Annotated in this window: 19 protein-coding genes and 1 pseudogene; all 20 read right to left on the bottom strand. The window is 70.4% G+C overall.

Annotated features, from left to right (window positions below; translation table 11 throughout):
- Positions 1–392: 392 nt before the first annotated feature.
- The 20 genes and pseudogenes from ACFVQG_RS36270 to ACFVQG_RS36175 all read right to left on the bottom strand — a co-directional run bounded on the left by ACFVQG_RS36270 (position 393) and on the right by ACFVQG_RS36175 (position 23,769).
- Positions 393–869 carry a hypothetical protein gene (locus ACFVQG_RS36270; RefSeq protein ID WP_383392188.1) on the bottom strand — a complete coding sequence of 159 codons (477 nt, stop codon included), beginning with the start codon at positions 867–869 and terminating at the stop codon, positions 393–395.
- 129 nt (positions 870–998) lie between these two features.
- A pseudogene (locus ACFVQG_RS36265) lies at positions 999–2,818 on the bottom strand (VWA domain-containing protein).
- A gap of 86 nt (positions 2,819–2,904) precedes the next feature.
- Positions 2,905–3,984: an AAA family ATPase gene (locus ACFVQG_RS36260; protein ID WP_383392203.1), complete on the bottom strand. Its 1,080-nt coding sequence runs from the start codon at positions 3,982–3,984 to the stop codon at positions 2,905–2,907.
- Between the two features lie 919 nt (positions 3,985–4,903).
- Positions 4,904–7,699, bottom strand: a complete 2,796-nt coding sequence (locus ACFVQG_RS36255; RefSeq protein WP_383392185.1) for a BTAD domain-containing putative transcriptional regulator — start codon at positions 7,697–7,699, stop codon at positions 4,904–4,906.
- A 44-nt stretch (positions 7,700–7,743) separates the two neighbouring features.
- On the bottom strand, positions 7,744–8,193 hold the full coding sequence (locus tag ACFVQG_RS36250; protein ID WP_383392183.1) for a pilus assembly protein TadG-related protein: 450 nt from the start codon (positions 8,191–8,193) through the stop codon (positions 7,744–7,746).
- Entirely contained in the window at positions 8,190–8,603 is a 414-nt protein-coding gene (locus tag ACFVQG_RS36245; protein ID WP_383392180.1) for a TadE/TadG family type IV pilus assembly protein, read from the bottom strand. Before ACFVQG_RS36245 ends, ACFVQG_RS36250 begins: the two co-directional genes overlap by 4 nt.
- Before the next feature lie 17 nt (positions 8,604–8,620).
- On the bottom strand, positions 8,621–9,034 hold the full coding sequence (locus tag ACFVQG_RS36240; protein WP_383392179.1) for a TadE family protein: 414 nt from the start codon (positions 9,032–9,034) through the stop codon (positions 8,621–8,623).
- A gap of 3 nt (positions 9,035–9,037) precedes the next feature.
- On the bottom strand, positions 9,038–9,235 hold the full coding sequence (locus ACFVQG_RS36235) for a hypothetical protein (protein WP_383392176.1): 198 nt from the start codon (positions 9,233–9,235) through the stop codon (positions 9,038–9,040).
- Between the two features lie 35 nt (positions 9,236–9,270).
- On the bottom strand, positions 9,271–10,170 hold the full coding sequence (locus ACFVQG_RS36230) for a type II secretion system F family protein (protein WP_383392174.1): 900 nt from the start codon (positions 10,168–10,170) through the stop codon (positions 9,271–9,273).
- Positions 10,167–11,081 (bottom strand): type II secretion system F family protein, encoded by a 915-nt coding sequence (locus ACFVQG_RS36225; RefSeq protein ID WP_383392172.1) that lies wholly within the window; start codon positions 11,079–11,081, stop codon positions 10,167–10,169. The genes ACFVQG_RS36230 and ACFVQG_RS36225 overlap by 4 nt, the downstream gene beginning before the upstream one ends.
- Positions 11,081–12,430, bottom strand: coding sequence for a CpaF family protein (locus ACFVQG_RS36220; RefSeq protein WP_383392170.1), 1,350 nt, complete (start codon positions 12,428–12,430; stop codon positions 11,081–11,083). The genes ACFVQG_RS36225 and ACFVQG_RS36220 overlap by 1 nt, the downstream gene beginning before the upstream one ends.
- Positions 12,431–13,279: 849 nt before the next feature.
- Positions 13,280–13,882, bottom strand: coding sequence for an SAF domain-containing protein (locus ACFVQG_RS36215; RefSeq protein WP_383392168.1), 603 nt, complete (start codon positions 13,880–13,882; stop codon positions 13,280–13,282).
- A 181-nt stretch (positions 13,883–14,063) separates the two neighbouring features.
- The gene (locus ACFVQG_RS36210; RefSeq protein WP_383392165.1) at positions 14,064–14,618 is read right to left on the bottom strand and encodes a hypothetical protein; all 555 of its coding nucleotides are present in this window, start codon (positions 14,616–14,618) and stop codon (positions 14,064–14,066) included.
- Between the two features lie 305 nt (positions 14,619–14,923).
- Positions 14,924–15,340, bottom strand: a complete 417-nt coding sequence (locus ACFVQG_RS36205) for a hypothetical protein (RefSeq protein WP_383392164.1) — start codon at positions 15,338–15,340, stop codon at positions 14,924–14,926.
- A 332-nt stretch (positions 15,341–15,672) separates the two neighbouring features.
- Entirely contained in the window at positions 15,673–16,149 is a 477-nt protein-coding gene (locus ACFVQG_RS36200; protein ID WP_383392161.1) for an ATP-binding protein, read from the bottom strand.
- 365 nt (positions 16,150–16,514) lie between these two features.
- On the bottom strand, positions 16,515–16,775 hold the full coding sequence (locus tag ACFVQG_RS36195; protein WP_383392158.1) for a hypothetical protein: 261 nt from the start codon (positions 16,773–16,775) through the stop codon (positions 16,515–16,517).
- 92 nt (positions 16,776–16,867) lie between these two features.
- The gene (locus ACFVQG_RS36190; RefSeq protein ID WP_383392155.1) at positions 16,868–21,619 is read right to left on the bottom strand and encodes a putative T7SS-secreted protein; all 4,752 of its coding nucleotides are present in this window, start codon (positions 21,617–21,619) and stop codon (positions 16,868–16,870) included.
- A 2-nt stretch (positions 21,620–21,621) separates the two neighbouring features.
- Positions 21,622–22,260, bottom strand: coding sequence for a hypothetical protein (locus ACFVQG_RS36185; RefSeq protein ID WP_383392152.1), 639 nt, complete (start codon positions 22,258–22,260; stop codon positions 21,622–21,624).
- A complete protein-coding gene (locus ACFVQG_RS36180) occupies positions 22,253–22,564 on the bottom strand; it encodes an SseB family protein (protein WP_383392202.1) in 312 nt (103 codons plus the stop codon). The genes ACFVQG_RS36185 and ACFVQG_RS36180 overlap by 8 nt, the downstream gene beginning before the upstream one ends.
- Positions 22,565–23,283: 719 nt before the next feature.
- A complete protein-coding gene (locus ACFVQG_RS36175; RefSeq protein ID WP_383392150.1) occupies positions 23,284–23,769 on the bottom strand; it encodes a TrmO family methyltransferase in 486 nt (161 codons plus the stop codon).
- Positions 23,770–23,773 lie beyond the last annotated feature (4 nt).

Raw genomic sequence — 23,773 nt, 5'->3', positions numbered from 1 at the left:
CCAGGGCTGTCGCGCCGGACCTGACGCTGACAGAATTCTGCGGCAACGGGACCTCCGAGACACTCGCAATGGCTTCGACACCATGCGAACTACCAGAGGTCCCGCCCTCTTGACAGGGCGCACACATCCTTAACGCACTGGCGTTGCCGCCGCGTGGTGTAGCCGATCAAGCTAACGGAATCCGCAGGTCGCGACCCGAATCGCCTTCGCCGGATGCCCTGTTGAGGCTCGCCGGGCTGGGACCGGCGGTAATCGCACGACGGCAAGCAGCGGCCACGTACCGGATGGCTCCGAGGCGGAGGCGACGGACCGTGATCGGCTACACCACGACGGGGGCACCACCTCAGCTGGGGCGTTCGGTCATTGGGGCATGTCCTTTGGTGCGGTGGGGGTCAGAGGGGTTCGCTGTAGGGGCAAGTGCTGGTGTGGCCTTCGTCGCCGGGGAAGGTGTCCGGCACCGTGCTTGAGCGTTTGATGTCGTCTGTGGTGAGGGGTGTGTGGGCGAGGTAGGTGCCGAGGTCGGCGAGGTGGCGGATGGTGGTGAGGGGGACTTGGCCGGAGCATTGGGGGCAGGGGCCGAGGAGTTCGAAGGGCTCGTCGTCGTAGATGGGGTAGCGGGCGAGGAAGACGTACTTTTCACCGCTGTCGGGACAGGTGGCGGTGGCCAGGACCGGTTCGGCCGGGGTGGTGCGGCGCCGTAGCCAGTCCGGGCTGGTGGTGATCTGGTGCAGGCCAAGGCCGAGGGCGGCGGCCAGGCGTACGGCGGTGCGGGCGTGTTCTGCGCCTCGGTAGCGGCCGTGCGGGCTGACGGCGGTGTGGTGGCGGATGAAGACGGCGGCGGCGTGGGCGCGTTCGGCGAGCGATGTCATGGGGACATGGGCTCCTTTGTGATCGTGGGTTGTGCGGGTGGGTGAGGGCCGCCCGTGCGTGGTGTGGGGGGCTGGGCGGCCGGTCTGCCAGGTGCCGCCCCGTGCTCCTATCGGGGCGGCACCGCAGGGTCAGGGGTTGGTGGTGGTGAGGGCGTGGGTGGCGGCCTTGCCGATGGCGGTGGCGGCCTGGGCGGGGTCGATGAGTTGGAGGAGGGTGGCGCCGGGGAGGGGGCGGGGGTCGGGTTCGAAGGCGAGCCAGAGCACCGCGCAGCCCGCCTTGCGCAGGGCGGTGATCCGTCCGGTCGCCTGGTCGGCTTCGTCGGGGTGGTAGTAGCCGTCGGAGGCGATCACCAGCAGGCGGCCCGCCCCCGGTGTCGTGAGGTCGAGGGCTGCGGTCAGGGCGTCGGTGGTCTCGGCGAGGCTGTGGCCCATGCCGCTGGCGGCGAACTCGGTGACCTTGGCGGGGGCGCGGCCCGGTGCGGTGATCGCGGTGATCGAGCGGTCGTAGGCGACGGTTGCGCTGCGGGAGTCGGGATCGGTGAGGGAGGTGGCCTTGGCGAGGATCCAGGCGGCTGAGGCGATGGGGGCGGCGGCGATGCTCATGGATCCGGAGACGTCCACCGCGATCCCCACCCGCAGCGGCGGGGTGGGGCCTGCCCGGTGTGTGGTGTGGATCCAGGGAGTCGCTGTCGGGCTGGCGCCTGCCGCCTTTTGTGCGTCGCGGGCGAGGGCCTGGCGCATGTTGAGGCGGCCGGGAGGGGCCGCTGAGGCGGTGACCGGGTGGTGCGTTCCCGGTAGGCGGCGGCCCGCAGCGCGCGGGCGAGCTGTCCGGCCGCCGCCTTCTCGGCGCGGGTGGGCTGGCGGGTGCCGGTCACCGGGGAGCGGCGCCTGCCCTTGGCGGCCTTTCCGGGGGTGTAGGGGGGTGCGCCGGGTGCGAAGACCTTCTCGGCTGTCTGTGCGGCCTGCCGGGCGTGGGCGGCCTGGGCGGCCTTGGCGCGTGTCCGGGCCGTTCGGGCGGCTCCGATACGTGCCTGGGCTGCGGCGTGTGCGGCCTCGTTCGCGGCCACCGTGTCCACGACCTTGCCGATCGCCTCGGCCAGCTCGCCCAGGTGTCCGGCGGTGGGGTCGGGGGCCGGTTCGGGGCCGGAGGGGTCGGTGCCGAGGGCCTGGCACCAGGCCCGGGCGTGGTCGACCATGGCCTGCGCGTCGTCATCGGCGGTGCTGTGGGCCGCCGTCCAGATCATGGCGAGAGTGTCGAGGAGGTCGGGGCCGAGGATGGCGGTGCCGGTGTTCTCCAGGGCTGCGGTTTCGTCGTCGTCGAGGATTCCGGCGTCCCGGCGGGCGAGAATCAGTCCGGCCGCCGTTGCCGCCTGCCACCGGTCGCTGGGGGTCTGGCTGGTGAAGTCGGTGAAGACCAGGGTGCGAACAGCGGCCCGCAGGAACCTGCGGTCGCCGGGGCGGCGGGCGAGGTGGGCGTACTCGGCGCGGGATTCCTCCAGTACCTGGGATACGGCGTCCAGGGCCGTCCCGCGCAGCGGGGGCGGGATCACCCAGCGGCTGTGGCGGGCGTGTGCGGCCTCGTGGGTGAAGGCGCCCCAGGCGACCGGGTACTTCTCCTCGTCACCCGACCAGGACGGGTTGATGGCGGCCGGGGCCAGCGGGGCGAACAGGGCGGCGTCGATCTCCAGTTGGGCGGTGGCGGGGTAGAAGGCGGCGGGGGCGCCGGAGCGGGTGCCGTGCTGACAGGAGACGATCACATCCTCGCGTTCGGCGAGTTCCGGAAGGCGTTCGGTCAGGGCGGCGGCGATACGCAACCACTGACCGGCCTGGCGGCCGGGCCGGGGTTCGACGGCAGGGCCGCCGTCGTCCTCCCAGCGGGCCAGGGCCTGGTCGGCTTCGGACACGGCGGGAGGGGTGTGCTGGACGTGAGCCTGGGCGTGCGAAGGCATGGCAGACACGGGTCCTTCCTGGTGTGCGGTGGTGGGGTGGGCGGGCGGCCCGGGCCCGGTGCTCGGCCGGGCCCGGGCGGGGCGGTTTAGAGCTGGCGGCCCAGGGCCAGGGCGGTGACCGGGCGGCCGATGGCCTTGGTGACGATCTCGGCGACCGTGTCCCGGTCCTCCAGCGGTGCGATGCCGACCAGGTTGGCGAAGGCCGCCTCGACGCCGAGGACATCGGCGATCTTCTGGAAGGCGAGCAACTCCCGCAGCTGCCGCGCCCATCCGACATCGCCCGCCTGCTGGAGGGCGGCGAGGTTGCGGGCGATCCGCACCGCCGTGCGGTTGATCTTCAAGGAGGCGGCCAGGTCGTAGTCGGAGCCGACCTGGATCTGCACACTGAACCGGGAGGCGAGCGCCTCGGTCAGGACCGCCCCGTGCACGCCTGGGTTGTGTCCGGCGATCACATAGAAGCCGTCGGCGGCGGTGATCGTCTCGCCTTTGTGTGCCTTGACCTGGATCTGCCTGCGCCCGTCCATCGCCGGGTACAGGGCGGCCAGGACCTTCGGGGAGATCAGTGTGGCGTCGTCCAGGAGGAGGGCGCGGCCCTCCTGCATAGCGGTGACCAGCGGCCCGTAGACGAACTCGTAGCCGCCGCTGGCATCCTGGGTGTACTCGCCGATCAGGTCGCCGACCGTGGTGTCTCCGTCCCCGGCCACGGTGATCAGGTCCGGGAACGCCGCCTCGATCAGCGAGGTCTTCCCCGTCCCCGGCGGCCCGTACAACAGGACTGCGACCTGCGCCTCCCGCAGCCTGCGCAGCGCCTCCACATCCGGCAACTGCGCCAGCGCCCTCGGGTGGTACGTCTGCCCGTTCGGGCGGGTGATCGGCTGCGGCCGCTGGTTCGGGGGCGGGGCCGCAGGCGGCTGCGGAGAGGCCTGGTGCGGGACTGTGGGCTGGCCGCCCGGGGTGGGCGAAGGCGGTGGGGACTGCTGGGCTGCGGCGGCTGTCGCCGAGGTCGCCCGGTAGGTGCGGGGTTTGGAACCGGACCGCTCCGCCTCACCCCGGCACACCAGCGTCTCGCACGCGTTGCCGACCGCCCCGCCCGAATGCCCCAGCCTCCGGGCCAGTTCCGTGACCGTGAACCCCGATCCCGGACTCGCCGACAACACCTGCGCGATCCTCGCCCGCAGCTCACCCGGCCGGGCCTTGCCACCCGCGCCAGGCGCAGACGCCGCAGACACCGTGGCAGAAGGCGGAGAGGTCGTGGCGGACTGCGGTGCCGGAGGGCTGGAAGGCGGGGCTGCGGACGCAGGGGTGGCAGTGCTCGTCATCACGGAAGTCCTTTCACCAGGCAAATAGCCGACCTATCCGAATTCGAAATCGACCGTCTTTTCGGGCACACTACACCCGTAATCCGTTTTCGGGCGGACCCCATCGGCGGGATTTCCATTCCCGGATCTCCCGGGAACAATTCAAATATAGCTCGACCCGGAACCCACCTGAAGCCGGATTCCGGCTTGATAATGCTGGAATTCTCGTGAATTCACGACCGTTTTCCAGGGCTATTTCAGAAAGAGCGACGCAAGGCGTCGCGGGTCGCCGCCTGCACAACCGTTTCCGAGGCACCCCGCCCGCGCCAACATTCCGGGAAATCGAGTGCGCGCACGAATTGCGGGACTCCGGCGGGGTGGCGTCCTCCGTAGCCGCCTGCGGCCCGCCACCTCCTCGGTGAGCTGAGTGCGGGGAGGCGGTCTGTCTCGGGCCCTGGGCTGTACAAGCCTGTCGAGAAGATGTGTTGAACGTGGTGAAGGGTCAGCGAGCGGTAGAAGGGGTCCGTCAGCGGGGACCGCGTGGGGCGCAGGCGGGCCGGGGGCGGCTTGTCAGTAGATCGGGATGCGTTGCTGCACCGATATACAGTCGCCCTCGCCTGCCGGTGGCTCGCGTGGGCTGTGGCCTGCGCTTTCGGGCCGGCAGGGGGTGTCGTATCCAAGCGCGCACGCCGGATCGACTGCCGATACGACACCGGATGCGACGGGGCGCACGCCAACAGGTCACTGCCGCCTGGCCATGAGCTCGCAGAGGCAGTGGCCTGCGTCCTTATCGTGTCTGACGGGAGCGCGGCCGGGGCGTGACGAGGGCCTGGGTGGCAGGTTCGGGTTCCAGGCCGAGCTCGGCAAGGTGCCTTTCCAGGCGGGTGTAGGTGTGCCGGGCGGCGTCGTGGCGTCCGGCGGACTGGTAAAGGCGGATGGTGTGCTGGGCGAGGCGTTCGTGGTCGGGGTGCAAGGTGCCCAGGTGTTCCAGCAGTTCGAGGACGGTGTCCCGCTCGCGGGATGTGGCGCTGGAGTGTTCGGCTTGGCGGGTCAGGCGCAGGGCGGCGTCGGTGGCTTTCATGGCGCAGTGTTCGCGGATCGCGTCGGCCCACAAGTAGTCGCTGCCGTGGGCGAAGGGGCCGCGGTAGTGGGCCAGGGCGTCGCGTACGGCAGCAAGTTCCTCGCCCCATTCTTCTTTCTTTCCCGAGGTGGCAAACGCTTCTTGCAGGCTGTGGTTGAAATCAGCGAGGTCGGTTTCCACGAGTTCCGGGTGCAGCTTGTGGATGTCTCCTTGCAGGAGGATGAATTCCTGCCCCGTAATGCCGGTCGCAGAGCGCAGGGCGCGTCTTACGGCGCGGCGTAGGTTCTTCAGTGCGTTCTGGTCCTGACCAGGGGCGAGGTGGAGTTTGTCGGCGATGTCGGAGGCGAGGAGTCCGGTGGGGTGGGCGGCGAGGAGGGCGAGAAATTCGTGGACCTCGCTGCGCATGTTGGTGCCGACGGGGTCGGGGTGGCTGCGGGCGTAGAGGGTGACGGGGCCGAAGACGTGGAGGCGCACGGGTTTGGTCTGTTTCGGCCGCGTGGTGTCGACCGCCTGCGGGAACGTGGGCGGGTCCGGTGCCGGGGGTGCGGGAGAGGCGTCGGGGTGCGCGGCCTCGGGGCGCTGTGTCGTAGAGAGAATGCGCAGGCGAGGGCGCTCACCGCGGGCGGTGAGGAGGACCTCGGTCACGTCGCGTCCAGCGTCCGGCGTGAGCTGAAACAGCCGTAGCGAGCCGACGTGTTGGCCAGGTGCCTCGGTGGTGACAGTGCCGTCGTCAGCGATGTGCCACGAGGTGGCGCCGGGCAGGGGTGTGTCCAGGGTGACGACGATCAGGGTTTCGGGTGTGGCGCGGGTGGCCAGGGCCTGGAGTTGTCCGGTATGGGCGGAGTGCGGCGTGGTGAGCAGAAGCAGGGTGCCCGGCCCGTGCTCTGGTGCGGCGTCGGCGCTGGCTGGCCCGGTTTCCCCGGGCGCGGTGGGCTGATCATCACGGGTGCGGGCGTGGGTGATCAGGTGTTGTTCGGCGGTCCGGATGGCGTCCGCGGGGTCGGTGCTCTGGGTCAGGGCGGAGAAGCGGGTGGGCAGTCCGGGCAGCAGGTTCTCGGCGACGTCGTGGGAGGTGACCGCTGTGACGCGTGAGGGGCCGGGTCGCTGGCGTTCGGCGGCAGTGAGGATGCCGACCAGCAGGGCGCGTGCGGCGTTGTGTGCGCCGGGGCCGGTCCAGGTGCAGCCTCCGGGTGTGGCCAGTTCGTCGAGGGGGACCTCGGTGTCCTGCCGGATGCCAATGGTGACCGTGTCTTTGGCGTGGGGCCGCTGGGGTGGCGTCTGGCGAGGGGCCAGGGGTTGGGTGTCGGCTGATGAAAGGCGGGGCCGGGTGGCTGCGTGGGCGGCTTGTGCGGCCTTGTCCACGAGCGGGCTCAGGGCGGGGATGTCCGTCTCTCGGCCGGGCGGACGGCGGCGGTGCTGGTGCCAGTACCAGTAACGGCGCGCGGCCAGCAGGCCTGCCGCCGCGGTGATGCCGATGAGGCTGGCTTCTCCGAGGCTGATCGCGGCCGGGCCCGGGGGTGGAGCCGCCTTGGGGGCCTTGGTCCCTTTCTCCTGGCCGGTTTCTGGGGAGGTGCGCTCGCCTTCGCCTTGCTCCTCTGCATCCGTGTGCCGGTCGGGAGTAGGCGGTGGTGCGGTCTCGGCCGGTTCCGGGGGTGTCGAGTCGGGCGCGGCATCCGGCGGCGCGGGACTGCGCGTCGGTGGCGGGGTGGCGGGCCGGTCGACGGGGATGGTCAGGTGCCAGCCGGGCAGGATCAGGTCCGGGTCGGTGAGCCGGGCTCCGTCGCACTGGGGGCGGTCCTTGTTCAGCGCGTAGATGCGCGGCCACTTGACCGCGTCGCCCAGGTGCGTGCGTGCGAGGTCCCACAGAGTGTCGCCCTCCACGACGGTGTACTCCATGTGCCGGGCTGGGTCGGTCTGTCCGGGCGGTCGGGAGTACGGCGGAGCGGGTCTGGCCGCCGCCTGGGCTGTGGCCGCCGGGGTTGCAGTCGCGGGCGCGGGCTGTTGAGCCGAGGCAGGGATGACGAGGGCCGTCGCGGCGGTGTGCGCCACGGCCTCGCCCGGGAAGGTCGGCTGTTGGGCGCTGACCGGCTGGGGGCGCCACAGGGTGAGCAGGGCGACGACCAGGGTGCCGATGCACAGGGCGGCGAGCGAGCCCTTCATGGACAGCGCGGCCACGTGTTCATGGTGGGCGTGACGGTCGCGCAGCAGTTGTGGGAGGTGGGTGGTGTACCAGGCGGTCTCGCGGACCACGGTGCAGGCGAAGGCGGCCCAGCACACCCAGCCGACCATGGCCAGCAGGTCGATCACCAGCGGGTCGCTGATCGGTTGCGTGAGTCGCTGTCCGAAGTCGCTGAGGGAGGAGACGTGTCCGGGCCAGGGCAGGCCGGTGGCCTGCCACAGGATGTAGGGCATCCCGGCCAGCAGGGCAAGCGTGACGGCCAGGGTGCCGGCCGCTGTGGCGGCAGCGGTCAGGCGCTGGCACGGCTGAGGTGGGGGATTCATCGCCGGTTCGCTCTCGTCGCCGGTACGGAGTCGGTCAACGCTGCTTACGGCGCTGCGCGTTCTGCGTGCGCGGTGCCGGTGGCGTGCACGGTGAGGGTGCGCAGGCCGACCAGTTGGAGGATCTGGGTGCGCTGGTGGTGGGTGACGTGGACGGTGACGGCTTGGCCCTTGACGGTGACGGTGGCTCTGTCTCCGGTGGAGGTGACGTACGCGCGGGCCGCCGCTGCGGCCTGGCCGCGTACGAGGCGGACCTCTTCGCCGTTGCGCAGCCGTCCGATGTCCAGTTGCTGGGCGCCGGTGCGGGCGGCTTCCTGTGCCACGTCCAGGGCCCGGGCTTTACCGGCCAGGGCGAGTCCCCCGTCGACAACGATCCCGGCGAACAGCCACAGCGCGGCGAAGACGCCGACGACGAATGCCGTGGCCTGCCCCTGATCGTCGCCGGATGTCACCTGGCGGTGGATCCGCGTCACGTGCTCCCGCGCTCGTCGCTTCACGGGGTGCTCCGGTAGGTGTCGACGACGGAGAAGGCGGTGTCGGCCAGCGTCATGTGGCCGGGCAGGCCGGTGTGGGTGAGGGAGCCAAGGTCGGCGGTGCAGGAGACCTTGGCCGTCACCGTGGCGCCCGGAGTGAGGTGACCGGTGGTGAGGCGGACCTGGGCGTTGGTGCAGGAGGCTCCCGCCTCGCGCAGTGCCGTTGCGGCGGCCCGCTGGGACTGGGTGTGGGCGTCCTTCTCGGTGCGGGCCAGGGAGGCGGCGCGGGCGGCCTGATGGGCGGCGTCCGCCACGACCAGGCGGGCATCGGCGAGCAGCCCGAAGGCCACCACGACCAGGAGCACCAGCACGAGCAAGGGCATGACGAGGACCAGCTCTACCGCCGCCGAGCCCCGCTCCGTTTCGGCGCGCATCCGTCGCACCTGCCGGGTCACGGCTGGTCTCCCGTGGGGGTGGTGAGGCGCTCGGTGGGACCGGAGGCCGTGCCCGAGGCCTGCAGCACAAGTCCGGGGATGGGGAGCAGGCGCATCACCGTGCCTTTCACGCGCACGGTGGTCCGGGCGGTGGTGCGCTCGGCGGTCACGGACGGGCTGGTCAGTGCCCGGCTGCCGAGCGCGGCCAGGCTGCGGCGTGCCTGGGCCCGGCCGGCCGCCGCGGTGCCGTCCTCGGCGCGGGCGGCGGCCAGGGCGCGCTGGGCGGCGTACTGGGCGATGTGCCGGGCGTGCCAGGCCAGTGCGAACTGCACGGCCAGCAGGGCGATCAGCATCAGCGCCGGGGCGACGAGCACCAGCTGGGTGCTCACCGCCCCGCGGTCACCGCGCAGTCTGCGAAGGAATCCGGTCACGGACTAACCGCCCAGGTCGATGCCGTTCGCCTTGGCCGTGACCTTGGCGACGATGATGCCCACCGCGGTCAGCGCCAGGAGCGCCAGCAGCGCGGTGACCACGATGGCCTCTGTGGAGTAGCCCGCGTCCGAGCGGGCCTGTCGGCGGAGTACGGCCAGGTGGGCGCGGACCCGGCGGGCCAGGGTGTCGAGTCGGAACATGACGAGCACTCTTTCTCTAGCTCTCGTGGGGGAACTCACGTGATTGACATGACGTGAGCGAAGGCGGGATAGCCGATCAGCAGCAGGAACGCCGCGAACAGCCCGATGACGGGCAGTGACATCCGCTCGGTCGCCGCCTGGGCGGCGCCGTCGGCCTCGGAGATCCTGCGCCGTCGCATGGCCTGCGCCTTCGCGGTGAGCGAGCCGCGGATCTTCGCGCCCTCACTGCCCGCGAGGTTCAGGGTCGAGGCCAGCTCCGTCAGATCGGCTACGGCCAGGTGCCGCCCCAGGTCGCCCAGGTGAGGCCAGGGGCTGGTGCGGGTGAGCTGGGCGACGTGCAGGGCGTGCCGCAGCCGTGCCCCCGCCCACCCCTGGGGCGCGGCCACGGCCTGAGCGAGGGCCTGCTGGATTCCCGCACCGCCGGCGAGGGTGATCACCGTCAGGTCCAGGACGAGGCTGAGGGTGTGGCGCATTTCGCGGCGCCGCCGTGTGGCCTGCTGGCGTACCGACAGGTCCGGTACGAAGAACAGGACGACGGCCAGGCCCAGCGATCCGGCCAGCGGCATCCACCAGCCTGCAGCGACGCCCGCTCCCAGGCGCAACATGAGCACGGCCGCCCACGGGGCGACGAGTCCAGCGGCGGCGCAGACCGCCTTCCCCGCCAGGTGCTGCTCCTCGTCCGTGCCGCACACGGCGAGGTCCGCGCGCAGGGAGGGGGTGGGGAAGCCGAGTGCCCTCACCAGCGGCACGGCGTGCCTGCCCAGCCGGGTGGCCCACTCCCCGTCGCTCTCCTCGCGCTGGCGTGAATCCGGTGCTGGTACGGGGGCGTTGAGGGCGGTGAGGACATCGGCGAGCGCGGGCCGGGGCGGGCGCAGCCCGTAGACGAGAGCGGTGACCCCGGCTCCGAACAGCGCGCCGAGCAGCATGATGATCACCGGACACCTCCCCGTTCAGTGGCCGTGGTGGCACGGTGCGCGGCCGTGCGGATGAGGCGGACGGGTTCCTCGATGCGGCCGATCGCGGTCAGGTAAGTGAAGCTCGCGGCGAACAGGGCGCCCACCACGGCGAGCACCGCCTGTCCGGTCAGCGTGTCGAAGGGGTCGAGGTAGGGCCGGTTGAAGACCACGAGCCCGACCACCATGCCCAGGGTGACGATCACCGTGACCCGCACCCCGGTGCGCACGCTGGCCCGTCCGGCATCGATGCGCTGCCGCATGGCCACCTGCTCGCGCGTCGAGTCCGCCAGTTCGGTCAGGAGCGGGGCGAGGTGACTGGCCTGCTCCTCGGCGGCCATCACCAGCGCGGTGACCACCACATCGGCCAGCGGGTCATCGAGGCGCTCGGCGAGCGTGCGCAGCGCGGTCGGAAGGGGATGCCCGGAGCGGACAGCGGCGGCCAGCTCCCGCATCTCGGGCTCCAGTGCGGCCGGGGCGATGTCCGCGGTCGCCAGTACGGCCTGCTCCAGACCCGCCGCGGCAGAGAGGGTGTCGCGCAGCATCTCCGTCCAGGTGGCCAGCGCCTCCATCCGCTCCGTGCGCCGCGCCGCCTGCCGGTCCGGGCCCAGCAGGCCGGGCAGGGTGAGCACGGCGACCGTGGTCAGCACCGCCGCCACCGGCCACGTCGTCAGCACCCCCACAACCGCGCCCGCCATGACCGCGATCACCACCCGGCGTCGCGTCCAGTCCGCAGGCAGCCGCCCCCTCAGCGCACGCCACGAACCGGCCGCCTCCTCGCGGGCCGCTCGCCGTACCGCCCCATAGCCGATGGCGACCAGGCCCAGCCCGAAGACGGTCCCGCACGCCACCGCGAACGCCGTCCAGGCACCAGCCCCGACCAGACCCCGCATCACCCCGCTCCCCACCACGGGAAAGCGGCGCCCCTGGCGTCCAGTCCGGCGGCGAGAAGACCGTGAAGGGTCTCGGTGCGCGGCGGGGTGGCGGGGACGGCACGCCCGTCAGGGCCTGGCCGGAAGACCTCGTTGGAGACGATCTGCGCGCCGTCCGCGTCGATGACCTCGCGTACCGAATCGATGACCCGACGGCCCGCGCTGTCCCAACCGAGGTGGACGACGAAGTGGACCGCGGAGGCCACCATCAGGTTCGTCGCCTCCAGGGACAACCGCTCCGGGGACTGCGCGGCGTAGGAGGCGAGCTTGGTGAAAACCCCGCGTGAGGTGGAGGCGTGGATGGTGGACAGCGAGCCGTCGTTGCCCTGGCTCATGGCGTTGCACATCGGGATGACCTCGGCCCCGCGGATCTCCCCGACGATGACCCGGTCGGGCGACATCCGCAGCCCCCACCGCACCAGCTCCGCCTGGTCGATGCCGCCCTGTCCCTCGATGTTCGGCTCCCGGGCCTGCATGGCCACCACGTTCGGGTGGGCCACCGGGTCGGCGTCCAGACCGAGTTCGAAGGTGTCCTCGATCGTCACCAGCCGCTCCTGGGGCGGGATCTCGTGGGCGAAGGCCCGCAGCACGGTCGTCTTGCCGACGTTGGTGCCGCCTCCGATGACGATGTTCTTGCGGGCGCGTACCAACGCCTGCAGGAACGCGGCGAGCTGCTCATCGCACACGCCCAGCCGCACCAGCTCCGCCATCGACGCCGCCGGAAACCGGTGACGGCGGACCGTCAGCGACACCCGCCCCGTCACCGCCATCACCGCGAACAGCCGGGACCCGTCAGGCAGCTGCAGATTCAGACGGGGTACGCCCCGGTCGAAACGGCGCTCCTCCCCGCCCGTGCGGGCCGCGAGCGTGCGGACCAGTTCCACCAGCTCATCGTCCGAGGCGGCGACCGGGGCCTCACGCCGCCACACACCGGCCGCGTCCTTGACCCACACCACATCGCAGCCGTTGACGCAGATGTTCTCCACGGCCTCATCAGCCAGCAGCCGCTCCAGACTGCCGATGCCGAACAAGGCGTCCTCGACCGCCTGCGCGACACGTTCCTCCACCGCGGCATCAATCACCCGACCGCCCCGGGCGAGGGACAACCGCCGCTGCTCCGCCAGTTCCTCCGCCAGCAACAGCCCCACCGTCGCCCGCCGCGCCGTATCGTCCTCCGCGGGCAGCCCCGCCGACTCCCGCTCGCCTGCGTACGCGGTCAGCCGGGCCGCGACACGCTGCCGCACCACCTGGACCAACTCCCGCTCACCCGCACCGGGCACTACTCCCGGCGGCATCAGCAGCTCACTCACGATCCGCTCCTCTCGGCTCCCGGCCCCTCACACAGCCCTGTCCGGGGCCACCCAGGCCATTGGGTCGCATAGCTCCCGGTCACGTCCTCGCGGTCCACAGCCCTCGTCCGGAGCACGCTGTCCCGCGGCTTGGCCAGCTCACGCGCCAGTGCCCGTGCGGCGGACATCAGCGGCGAGGGCCGCCCCCAGGCCGTGCGCGGCGCACTACGCCGGGCCCCGTCCATTGCGGCCACAGCCCTGGGATCCCAGAGCAGGAAGACCACTCGCTCGATCCCCAGCGTGCTCCCGATCTCCTCCGCCACGTACGGGCACGGCCCACCACAGCGAGCGTCAGCCGCCCAGCACGCGCGTCAACGTCCCAGCCACACGCGGACACATGCGTCAGCGGCTCCGCCCCGCCACGCGCCACCAGCACCACGTGGTCGGCCATGTCGAGCAGCGGCTCGATCTCCTCGCCCAGGCGGCCGACGTCCAAGAGCACCGTGCCCCGATCGGAACCGTCCCCCAGCAACACACGCCGCCCGGCATCCCCGGCCAGCAGCCGGACAGCCTCCCGGCACGGCCCACGGCCGGGCACCGCAACCACCCCCCTCACCCCGCCCGGCAGCTCACACGCCGCCCCGAGCAACGAGCCCGGATACGGCTGCCCGACCACCGCCGCGACATCCAGCAGCGAGGGAGCCGACGGCAGACCGAACCGGATCATCAGGTCACCGCCGGAGGCATCCGCCTCCACCAGCACCGGCCGCACCCCACCATCCGCCTCCGGCGGCCACACGGCGGCAAGCGCCAACGCCGTCGTCGTCACCCCCGGAGCACCGGTCACCGACCCCACCACGACAAGCCGCCTCACGGAGCCTCCCGCCCCTCCGCAGGAAGAACCACCACACGCGGACCCTCAAACTGCACCGCCCTCCGTGCCGCCCCGGTCTCCACCAACACCGTGACCACCCGCGGCCCACCCACCGACTTTGGCTCCCGCACACCCGTCACCGTCCCGACCACCGCCGAAGACTCCTCCTCACCCCCCTCGGCCCCGGCACCGGCCGGACCAGGAAGGACGGCCACACGCTCACCCCGGGCAAGACCCGGTGGCGCACCACCGGGCTCAACGGCAAGCGCCACCTGCGAGAAACCCTTCGGCGGGAAGGCACCCCTCGTACCCACCTGACCAGGAGCCAGCAACGCCCCGGCAACCAGCGGAACCCGCGCCCGCCGCCCCAGCACCGAACCCCGATCCCCGACAGACACCACCCCAGCGTCCGCCGCCACCTCCACCGCTCGCAGATCCCCCGGCTTCAACACCGCCCCGACCGGCACATCACGGGCCAGCACCAGAACCTGCTCCCGCTCCCCCACCGCCTGCGCGACCAGCGCAAAGCCAACCGCCGAGGCCACCACCGCACCCGTCCCAGCCCACACCCAGCCCAGCCTGCGACGCCGGACGCCCATGACGGCCGGTGGCTGCTCCGGGCCCGCCCGGCGCGCACTCGGCACCGCCAGACCACCGCTCTTCACAGCCGAGGAAGACATAGAGGTACCCACAATTCACCTCGCATCAGAGAATTCCCAGCGTTCACCAGCCCGGCCCAGCTAGCCCATGGCCAGCCAGCCGCACCCTCAACCCGAGCCGTCAGCGCGTGACAACGGCCTGCACCTCATCCACGACCAGCTGCCGCTCCGCACTGACGACGAGCCCGGGAATCGCACCGGCCTGCCCACCGCCGCGCCACTCCACGTCCCACGTCACGCGAACGGACACCGTGAATGCTCCGCCCGGCTCGCCCAGCGAGGATCTTCGGTACGTATATCCGCAGTCCGGCGACTCCGACTGCGGCCGATACCTCGCGGAGTACGGCGTACCCGGCCCCCGGCACGTGACCGTCGCCCCATCCCCCATCGACCACACCGCCGCACGCGGACGCGCGGTCGCGGTCACCCGCACCCCAGGCACCTCCGCCGTCTCCGACACCGGTCCCCATACGCCCTTGTCCACCCACATCCACGTCGGCACATGCACCACTTGCACGTAGTCCTCATCGGGGCTGGTCCGGATCACCGGCTCGGGCAGCTCCAGCCGTTCTACGGCCTGGCGGGCGACCTCTGCCACGGAGATCTCCCGCCTCCCTGGCTTGCCGGACTGCGGCTTGTCCTGCTTCACCCCGTCGAAGCGCGGCAGGATGCCCATGCCGTTTCCCAACTCGTACTCCCACCCGTCGGAGACGACGGTCGGCGGTTCCGCAGGTTTGCCAGTCCCTGCACCGCCGCGGTGAGCGCCACCGCCACTCGCACGGCTCCCGCGCCCTCCTCCCGCGCCGCCGGAGCGCTTCGGTGAGCGTTTCTGAGACACAGCAAGGTCGCACCCCTTACCCGAGCACTCGACTCCGACACCGCTGCCGAACCCGTCCCCCGCTGCCGCCTCCGGCGCAATGAGCAGGCCTGTTCCAGCGGCGGCGATGAGGAGTGCCACCGGTGCGCCACCATGCCTGCGAGTCACTCCACGCACGTCCCAACCGCGTCGATGCGCAGCGACTCGACCAGCCACCGCTCACCGTGTCGGCGAACGGTCGCGTCGACGCGGTGATGGCCACCGGGCACGTCATCCTTGAGGGCGCCGTCTTCGGTGTACTGGAGCCAGTCGGAGCCGTCCGCGCAGTCCTCGATGACCACCTCCGAGGCCCCACGCTCGGTGACCACAGGAGCGAACTCAGGCCGCCCTCTCGTCACCACGCCCTCCTGCCGGTTCTCCCGCATCATGTGTTGAAGGAGCTGTAGCGCACCCTCCTCGGCATGGTCGTCCAGCCTTGGGTGCTCAGCGTCCGACACCTTGGCCGCAGCCACGGCGTCGTCCCACATCGCCAGGTACGCCACTACCGCTCCTTCTCCCGGCGCATCGGTGGTTTCGCTCATGAGCGGTTCTGAAACAGATGTCCCTGACGGCGACGGAGCACCGTCAGCCGATGTGCACGCGGACGTCGCCGCCAGCAAAAGCGTCAGTGCAACCAACGACACTCGGCTGCCCCGTCTGGTCGCCACTACAGACTCCCATCACTCATTGCACACATATAGCAACTCCAAGTAGTCGAACGCGACTGGAGTTACCCGCCTGCACGGAGATCAACCCCATCAAAGCGACCAAATCCGGCCAGCCCCAGTCCCGTTACATCCCACGGAACACAGAAGAGGCACAGCGTCCGTCGCTCAGCAGAGCGATGAACGCTGCGAGAAGCGGTGCTGACGTATCAGCCCTGCATGAAGCTGCCCGGGACAACCAGCCACGCCGCCTTCGTGCTTCGGGAACTCCTTCGAAAGCCCCACGCGCCGCCACTGAGTTCGTGAACGATGTGCAGTCCGCGCCCTCGTTCGGCCAGAAGTCCGCACAGAGCGTCCGCCCCGCCCCCACGATGCTCCTCGACCGGGACGAAGGGCGGGCCTGCGGGCAGATCTGAAATCACCGGAATCCGCGGATCATGGTCTTCGACTTCGCAGATAATCTGCCGACCGCTGCGGCGCACACGCATTTCGTACGGACCCACCGCATGCTCGACGGCATTGGCGACGAGCTCGGAAACAGCCAGCACCGCATCAGCGATCGCGCCGGGATCGAGCCCGAACTGTTCCAAGGCGCATCTCAACGCGGCTCGAGCCCGCGTCGAGGCATGGGGGGTGCCGCTCGTCCACCGCCAGACAACACTTGCGGCGTCCGTCCGCCCGGTCACCACTGACCCCTGCGGGCCGCATGACGCCCCCGTACGACGCGACGGTGGCGGCCGGGACCGGGACGTAGGCAATCTCGCGCTTCGCACAGCGCGTAAGGCCCGGCTGCCATCGCGAAGGGCAGCATCAGAACAACGGTGTACAGAATCGGCGCCACGGCAGCGGCCTCCCTGGTGATCGCGTCTGGTACGCGACCACGACACCGTGGTGGTGCAAAGAGGGGAATACCTCTCTCATCAGCTCTTTTAAGGACTTTTTCGGCTGTGGACACGCGCCGCTCAACAGGCATCGCCCCAGCTTTGGCCCGCTGTCGGCCTCAGGCTCACCAGGGCGGCATTGGTTCCCAGTTGGTCACGTGGAATTCCACTCAGAGCGCCGACATCCGCGCCTTCTCGATCGGCCCTGGGTCATAGCGCAATTCCTCCGCCGCGACCTCGTACGGTGCGACCCACCAGTCCGGGACCAGTGCGTCGGGATAGTGCTCGAACGTTCGGCAGGTGCTGCACCACTCCCAGAGGCGTCCATGGCCGAGGTAACGGCGTCCTCCTCGGATCATCGCCCGGTCGCTCTCCTGGTGGTACCAGCGGTGCAGCGACGGAGCCGAGCAGACCGGGCAAGGACTTGCCACTCGAGGCCCCTGCCAGTCACTGTTGAAGAGCCGACGCCACGGAGAATGCAGTTCCTCGCTGGTTTCGCGCCATTCCCCCATGTCCTGCCGTGTCAACGGTTTCCCTCGATCCAGTCCTGCAGGGCATTGCCCGACCCGTACGGTGTTCCGTCCGCCATCGAGTCGGCGTGTCCGTGGACCTCGCCGTCGAAGGTCCCGTGCTTCAAGAAGTACCGGGCGTGGCTCAACTCGTGCGCGATGGTGTTCGCTGCGGTGATGTCATCGTAGATGCCGTCCGGGCCGACCCGTATCACTCGCCCACCGTCGGCCGCCCTCGTCACCCCGAGCAGTCCAGATCCGAGGTCGGGGTCAAAAATGACGTCGATGTTCTGACCTGAGCCTCTCAGGTTGATTCCGTACTCTTGGGCCACGTCCCGCAGGTAGGTGTTCTTGTCGAGCGAGTTGTCGAGTGTGCGCTCGACACCCTCCTGGCGTACTCCGCGGGCCGCTCTCTCCGACGTGCCGTCGCACGGTGCCAATCCCAGTGGGTCGCAGAGAGCGTGAGGGTTGGGCACATACGCCGAAGGATTGGGGGCAGGTGCGAGGCCCAGCGGGTCTGGCGCCGTGTAGCGGCCGGTCTCCGGGTCGTAGTGGCGTACGTAGTTGTAGTGGAGGCCGGTTTCCGGGTCGTAGTACTGGCCGGGAAACCGCAGGGGGGTGTAGGCGCCGCTGCCCCGCGTCCAGGCGGTGGTGCCCCAGAGGGTGGTACGGGTACGCCAGGCGATGTCGCCGGTCTCGTCAATCAGCTCGGTGGGGGTGCCGATGAGGTCGGTGACGATGGCGAAGAAGCGGCGGTCGATCACCTGTTGCCGAGTGTTGTTTCCGAGGATGCGTTCGGTCTGGGCAAGGGGGGTCAGGCCTTGGTGGTCCCAGGTGAGGGCAACCTGGTTGGGGATGGCCTCAGACACCGTGACTTGTTCGCACAGGGTCGCGCCGTCCCAGGTGAAGCGGATCTCCTCGACGACCGTCTCACCGTCCTGGGCGAGGCGTTGTTTGGCGGTGCGGCGCCCCAGCGGATCGTAGCGGTAGCGCCAGCGGGTGCCGTCGGGTGTGACAACGCAGGCCAGGCGGTCCTCGGCGTCCCACTCGTAGCGCCAGGTGTCGGGTTTACGGGAGAGCCGGGTTTTCTGGCGGAGGGTGACGCGGCCGAGGACGTCGTGCTCATAGCGGACCCCTCCGGCGCGGATGACAGTGGTGCCGTCGTACGCCCGGGGTCCGGTGGCTTCGTGGCCCGGGTGCGAGGCGGGCCAGGACGCCTCGGTCTGGTTGCCGCTCGCGTCGTAGGCGTACCGCTCGCTCCAGCCGTCGGCGGTCACGGCGGTGACACGGCCGACCGGGTCGAGTTCGAAGCTGCAGGTGCCTGACAGCCGGTCGGAGATCGTGGTGAGGTGACCGTCAGCGCGGTAGGTATAACTGCGGCTGTTGAGTGTGCGTCCGCCAGCAATCAGATGCTGGGCGGACAGTCGACCTGCCTCGTCCCAGGCGGACGACACGGTCAGGGAGTCGCCGAAGGCCCGGGAGAGCTCGCGGCCCGAGGCATCGTGAGTGAAAGCGACTTGGTGACCGCCGGCTGTCAGACGGTCCGGGCGACCGACCGGATCGTAGGTGTACGTGGTGACATGCCCGGTGGGAGTGACGCGGCGCACTCGACGGCCTGCGGCGTCATAGCGGTAGCTGATGGCATGGCCGTCGACGAGTTCGGTCTTGAGCAGACCACGCCGGTCGTACTGGCGGATGAGAGTCCCATCCGGGCTGGACGACTGCACGAGACGGCCGACTGGATCGTAGGTGTGGGTGGTGACGTGGCCTTGCGCGTCCTTGCGGGTCACCCGGCCCAACTGGTCGTGCTCGAAGGTGACGACACCACCGAGCACGTCCGTCCGGGTCGTCAACTGCCCCGCCGGGTCAAGACCGTAGCCGAGGCGGCGGCCGTCGAAATCGGTCTCAGCGACGAGCCGACCGGCCGCGTCGTACTCGTAGGCCCAGACAAGGCCCTGCGGGTTGGTGACGCGGGTGAGGCGCAGGTGCTGGTCGTGCTCGAACTCGTAGCGTGCCCCGTCCGGGCCGGTGCGGGCGGCCAGCAGGTCGAAGTGGGTGTACTCAAACCGGGTCACGCCGCCGACCGGGTCGGTGTGGCAGAGGCGGTTCCCCTCACCGTCGTAGGTCCACGATTCGGTGGCGCCGTCGGGGCCGGTACGCCGGACGAGATGGCCGTCCTCGCTCCAGGTGAGGCGGGTGACGCCGCCCACCGGGTCGGTGACACGCGCGGGGTGGCCCAGGGCATCGCGTTCCAGGCGGACTGTCCCTCCGGCCGGGTCGGTGACCTGAACGGGCAGGCCCGCCGCGTCGCAGAGGACGTGCGTGGTGTTCCCGAGGGCGTCGGTGACCGAGGTGGGGCGGCCGTGTGCGTCGTGGGCGTAGTGGGTGGTGTGACCGGCCGGGTCGGTGACCGTCGTTCGGTTGCCGCGCTCGTCGTAGGTGCAGCTCGTGCGGGCACCGTCCGGTGCCACGACCTCTGTCGGCAGCCCCGACGGGTCGCGCTTGATGCGTAGTTCGGTGCCGTCGGGGCGGGCCACGCGGAGCAGGCGGCCATCTTCGTCGTAGGTGTGGGTGGTGGTGCGGCCGATGGGGTCGGTGCAGGTGAGGAGGTTGCCGTGGGTGTCGTAGGTGGAGCGGGTGGTGTGGCCGAGGGGGTTGGTGGTGGCGATGACGCGGCTGTGGCGGTCGATGAGGTGGTGGGTGGTGTGGCCGTTGGGGGTGGTGAGGGTGGTGGTGCGGTGGCCGGTTTCGGGGTGGGGGTCGGTGTAGGTGAGGGAAATCTGGACGTGGCCCGCCTCGCCGCCTTCGGCGATGACGCGGTCCCGGTCGTCATAGACGTAGTCGTAGCGGCTGTGGTTGGAGTCGGTCCAGGAGGTGACCCGGTGGCGGTCGTCGTAGGTGAAGAGGGTCGTGGCGCCGGAGGGTTTGGTGACGGTGGTGAGGTTGCCGTCCGTGTAGCCGTACGACATCAGGGGCAGGTCGGTGCCGTCCTCGCCCGCGCCGGTCAGGGTCAGGGCGGTGATGCGGCCGTCGGTGGGGGTGAGTTTGAGCTGTGTGCCCGCTGAGTGGGTCAGGGTCTGGGGGGTGCCGTCGTCGGTGCGGTCGATGGTGATCGTGTGGCCGTTGCGGTCCGTGATGGACGTCAGCCAGGCGGTGCCGTCGGCGCCGGGTTCGGTGCCGGGTGGGGTGGTGAAGTGGCGGGTTGTGCCGGTGTCTTCGTCGGTGAGGGTGTAGTCGCCGTCCGGCTCGCGGGACAGGCGGGTGCGGCCCGATTCCGTGCGGGTGGGGGCGCCGGGGGCCGGATGCGGGTAGGGGATGAGGAGGCCGTCGGCGGTGACGTGGATGACGCCGATCGCGTCGATGGTCAGGCGTTCGTCGACCGTGGTCGTCCAGGACGGGCCCAGGAAGCGGCCCATCGTGCAGCCGGACTCGGTGCGGCGGGTGAAGGTCAGGGGGAGGATGCCGGGGATCGCCACGTCCGTCTGGGGCAGGAACATACGGCCCGAGGCCAGGTCGACCGGGTCGGTGCCGTCGGTGGTGCGTTCGCCGTCGGGGCGGTTGTGAGTGCCGTCGGGGGCGTTGTCCAGGAGGTTGCGGGCCCTCGCCGCATCCGCCGCGTCCGCTGCTACACGTACGCCCTTGACGGCGGCGCCGCCGCCTCCGGTGGCGGCGGTCAGTGCGAGGTCGGGGATGAGGCGGCCGAAGCCTTCCGCCGGGTCCTTCATGAAGTCGCTGACCATCTGGCGGCCGGTGCCGACGGGGTCGTTGGCGGCGACGACCAGGCCGGCGGCCAGGCTGTTCAGTGACGTGGCGTACTCGGCGGGGTGGGTGAGGTTGTAGGGGTCGAGGGGGTTGATGCCGCGCACGAAGTTCAGCAGGCCCGCGGTGCCCTTGATGATGCCGCCGCCGACGTGGTCGCCCATGATCCAGGCTTCCTGAACGCCGTCGCGCAACTGATCGGCGTACGACGGTTTCGCCGGGGCCTTGTCACGGGCCGCGCGCACCGCCGACCGGGCCGTCTCGGCGGCGGTGTTCCGCTGTTTGCGGGCCTCGGCGAGGATGTCCTGCGCCTCCTGCATCAGCGTCTTGCCCGGGTCGGTGAAGGTCGCGGCGGGCTTGGGCGGCAGGGTGGCGGGGTCGCGTTTGTCGGCGGGCATCGCGTTGTAGCGGTCGACGGCGCTGTTGTAGTCGTCGACCTTCTTGCGGTGCGCGTTCGCGGCGTCCTCGGAGGCTTTGACGCCGTCCTTCCACTTGTCGATCGCGGTCTGGGCCTGGCCCTGCGCCCAGGTGACCGTGGACGCGAACGCCTCCAGCGCGGCGGCGGCGTCCTCGCAGGCGTCCGCGCCGGTGAACCACTTCGGTGGCTGGGTGCGCACCGCGGTGCGCAGGGCTTCGGCGGTCTCGCCCTTCAGGCGGGAGGAGTCCATGCCCTTCAGACCCTCGCCCGCGCTGTCGAACGCGGACTGGAAGCCGCGCAGTTTCTCGGCGGTGGCGCGGATCTTGGTCGGGCTGCCGTAGATGAGTTTGGTCTTGTCCTCGGTCTGGCCGAGGTCCATCTCGTCGACCTCAGCGCCCATCCGGTTGGCGACCGAGCGGGACTGCTCACGCACCCAGTCCGCGCCGGACTCCCAGCCCACGTCGTCGAGGCGGTCGGCGGTCCAGTTCCCGGCGTCCTCGACCCGGTTGCCGACCCACTCCACCCCGCCCTCGACGACGTTCTCCACCGAGTCCGGAGTGATGTCACTGATGAAGTCACCGACGCCCACAACTAGTTACCCTCCTGCTGCTGGGCGCGTTCCTCCGGGGACGGGCCGAAGGTGTCGTCCAGCGCCTGGTTCCACTGGTCGTCGGAGATGCCGAGCGCGTCGTTGAGCAGGTCCGAGCGCTGTCCGCCCTGGCCCTCGGTGAGCACGGTGCGGCCGGTGTCCTTCCAGGTTTGCTCGATGTCCTCGCCCGCCTGCTCGAACGACTCGCGGCTGTAGTCGGGGCTCAGGTAGTCGGGGGTGAAGACGTCGCCCCAGTCCTGCTGAGTGATCTCCTCCTCCGAGGCGTGCGGGTTGCCGCCCATCACCGAGTTCACCCCGACCTTCAGGGCGCCCGCCACGTACTGGTCGTGCTCCCACTGCGTACCCGCCGCCAACCCCAGCCGATTCGAGATCGCGCTCGCGTCACTGATCAGGGCGCGAACTCCCCACTCCCAGCGCTCGCAGAAGTCCTCGAAATCCACCGACAGACCGTGGTGCCCGGCCTCCATCCCCGTCATCGACAACTCCGAGAAACCCTTGCCCATCACCGAACCCGTCGCCCCGCCCAGGTCCCCGAGCTGGTCGATGACCGCGCCCACGCCCTGCGTGAACTTCGCCACCGCCTCCCGGCCGAGCTTGACGTCCACCCCGTCCTCACTCATGGGCGTCCACCGCCACACTCTCGGGCACGATCCCGGCCACCGGCGGGAAGAACATCGACCCGCCCTCCGTGGCGATGTCGACCGCCAGACCAGCGGGCTCGCCCAGCGACGGCACGACCTCGTCCACGATCCGCGCACCGAGCAACGTCGCGTACTCCATCGGCTGGTCACCCGGCCCGTGCAGCACTGCGAAGCGGGCCAGCGCCGCCTCATCAGTGAACGCGCAGATCCACCGCACCCCGCCCGAGTGCGCCGACCACAAACCCCCACCGGCGACCGGCACCAGCAGCACCGCACGCCGCATCTCACCCACCAACACCCGAGGGTCGCCAACGCCCGCTCTGCGCTCCGCGATCCGCTCGGCCAGCACCGCCCCCGCCTGCTCCACGGCCCCTCCCTCACCCTCGGTCACTGATGGCACCGTAGAACAGACGCTCGGCAAGGTGCGGGTGGTTCTCGTGAAGGTGGACCCGCTCTGGCTGATCCGTTGCCGCCACACCCCGAGCCATCGGTGACCGGACGAGCCCCGTGGAACCTCTCTCAGGCACGGCCTTGACCAAGGACTCGGTCGAGCTGGCGTGCTGGGCTCCAACGAAGGAGTAGTACGTGCGAGTCCCGATCATTGCCGTCGCTTTTCCTCGGCTTCATCGCTCTCGCCTTCAGCACCTGGTGCTTCTGCACCTTGCCATCGCCCTGTAAGGACTGTGCCTCGTCAGCATGTGTGGCCGTGATCTGATGTTCGTCGGGAAGGCTGTCGGCTAAGCCGCGCCTGCACACAATGCCGCCGGCCATACCGCCGTGAGAGTGCAAAGCCGGGGCATTGTGCCGCCTTCATTCCGCAGCGGTACGCCGTAGCCGCATCTCGTACGGCCCAACCGCATGCTCGGTGGCATGGGCGACGAGTTCGGCGGGCGGCACGTCGTCACAGCCGAGCTGGTCCAAGTCGCCGCGCCGGGCGACGCGAACCTGGAGCCCCCGCAATCCCTTCCGGCCGCCAGTCGCGGCTCTGGAAAATATCCCGAGTCAGCGCTCGGTGGCGTCCCTCCAGTAGTCCTCCAGCATCTCGCCGGGCCATGCAGGCTGGGAGAGGGTGCCACGCGGCATGAACTCCTTGAAGACCGGCACCAAGTCCACCACCAGGGTGCCGTCGTCGGCGTCGAGGTCCGTGACGTGCAGGTCCCGACCGTCAACGCGGAGCAACCGTGGGAACGAGGTCGCGAGCCGGGCAGGGCGACGGTGGTTGTGATGCACGAACGTGCCCGTAGCTGGCCAAGCCGGGTTGTTGCGCGGACTGCGCGCGTGGAGGGCGACGTCTTCGGGAGAGCCGAAGTTGAAGAACCAGGTGACCTGGAGGTGGGAGAACTCCTCGATTCCCTGCAGGGTCTCCTCTGGGTACTCAGGGCGCAGCCGAATGATCGACTCCACGCCGCCCTTGAAGTCGTCGAGTCGATCCTTGTGGCCCCCGACCACGTCGGCGATCACAGGTACATCGATGGACTGTGTGGACACGGCT

Source organism: Streptomyces sp. NPDC057877, assembly GCF_042796855.1.
Taxonomy (GTDB): domain Bacteria; phylum Actinomycetota; class Actinomycetes; order Streptomycetales; family Streptomycetaceae; genus Streptomyces.
Note: the sequence above shows the minus strand (reverse complement) of the source record. Positions and strands in the feature narration are given on the sequence as shown.

What these genes read in the sequence shown, in the direction of transcription:
- ACFVQG_RS36270 (WP_383392188.1), bottom strand. Translation starts at nt 869, where the DNA reads ATGACATCGCTCGCCGAACGCGCCCACGCCGCCGCCGTCTTCATCCGC.
- ACFVQG_RS36255 (WP_383392185.1), bottom strand. Translation starts at nt 7,699, where the DNA reads ATGAATCCCCCACCTCAGCCGTGCCAGCGCCTGACCGCTGCCGCCACA.
- ACFVQG_RS36245 (WP_383392180.1), bottom strand. Translation starts at nt 8,603, where the DNA reads ATGCGCGCCGAAACGGAGCGGGGCTCGGCGGCGGTAGAGCTGGTCCTC.
- ACFVQG_RS36235 (WP_383392176.1), bottom strand. Translation starts at nt 9,235, where the DNA reads ATGTTCCGACTCGACACCCTGGCCCGCCGGGTCCGCGCCCACCTGGCC.
- ACFVQG_RS36225 (WP_383392172.1), bottom strand. Translation starts at nt 11,081, where the DNA reads ATGCGGGGTCTGGTCGGGGCTGGTGCCTGGACGGCGTTCGCGGTGGCG.
- ACFVQG_RS36215 (WP_383392168.1), bottom strand. Translation starts at nt 13,882, where the DNA reads ATGGGCGTCCGGCGTCGCAGGCTGGGCTGGGTGTGGGCTGGGACGGGT.
- ACFVQG_RS36210 (WP_383392165.1), bottom strand. Translation starts at nt 14,618, where the DNA reads ATGGGCATCCTGCCGCGCTTCGACGGGGTGAAGCAGGACAAGCCGCAG.
- ACFVQG_RS36205 (WP_383392164.1), bottom strand. Translation starts at nt 15,340, where the DNA reads ATGAGCGAAACCACCGATGCGCCGGGAGAAGGAGCGGTAGTGGCGTAC.
- ACFVQG_RS36185 (WP_383392152.1), bottom strand. Translation starts at nt 22,260, where the DNA reads ATGAGTGAGGACGGGGTGGACGTCAAGCTCGGCCGGGAGGCGGTGGCG.
- ACFVQG_RS36180 (WP_383392202.1), bottom strand. Translation starts at nt 22,564, where the DNA reads ATGCGGCGTGCGGTGCTGCTGGTGCCGGTCGCCGGTGGGGGTTTGTGG.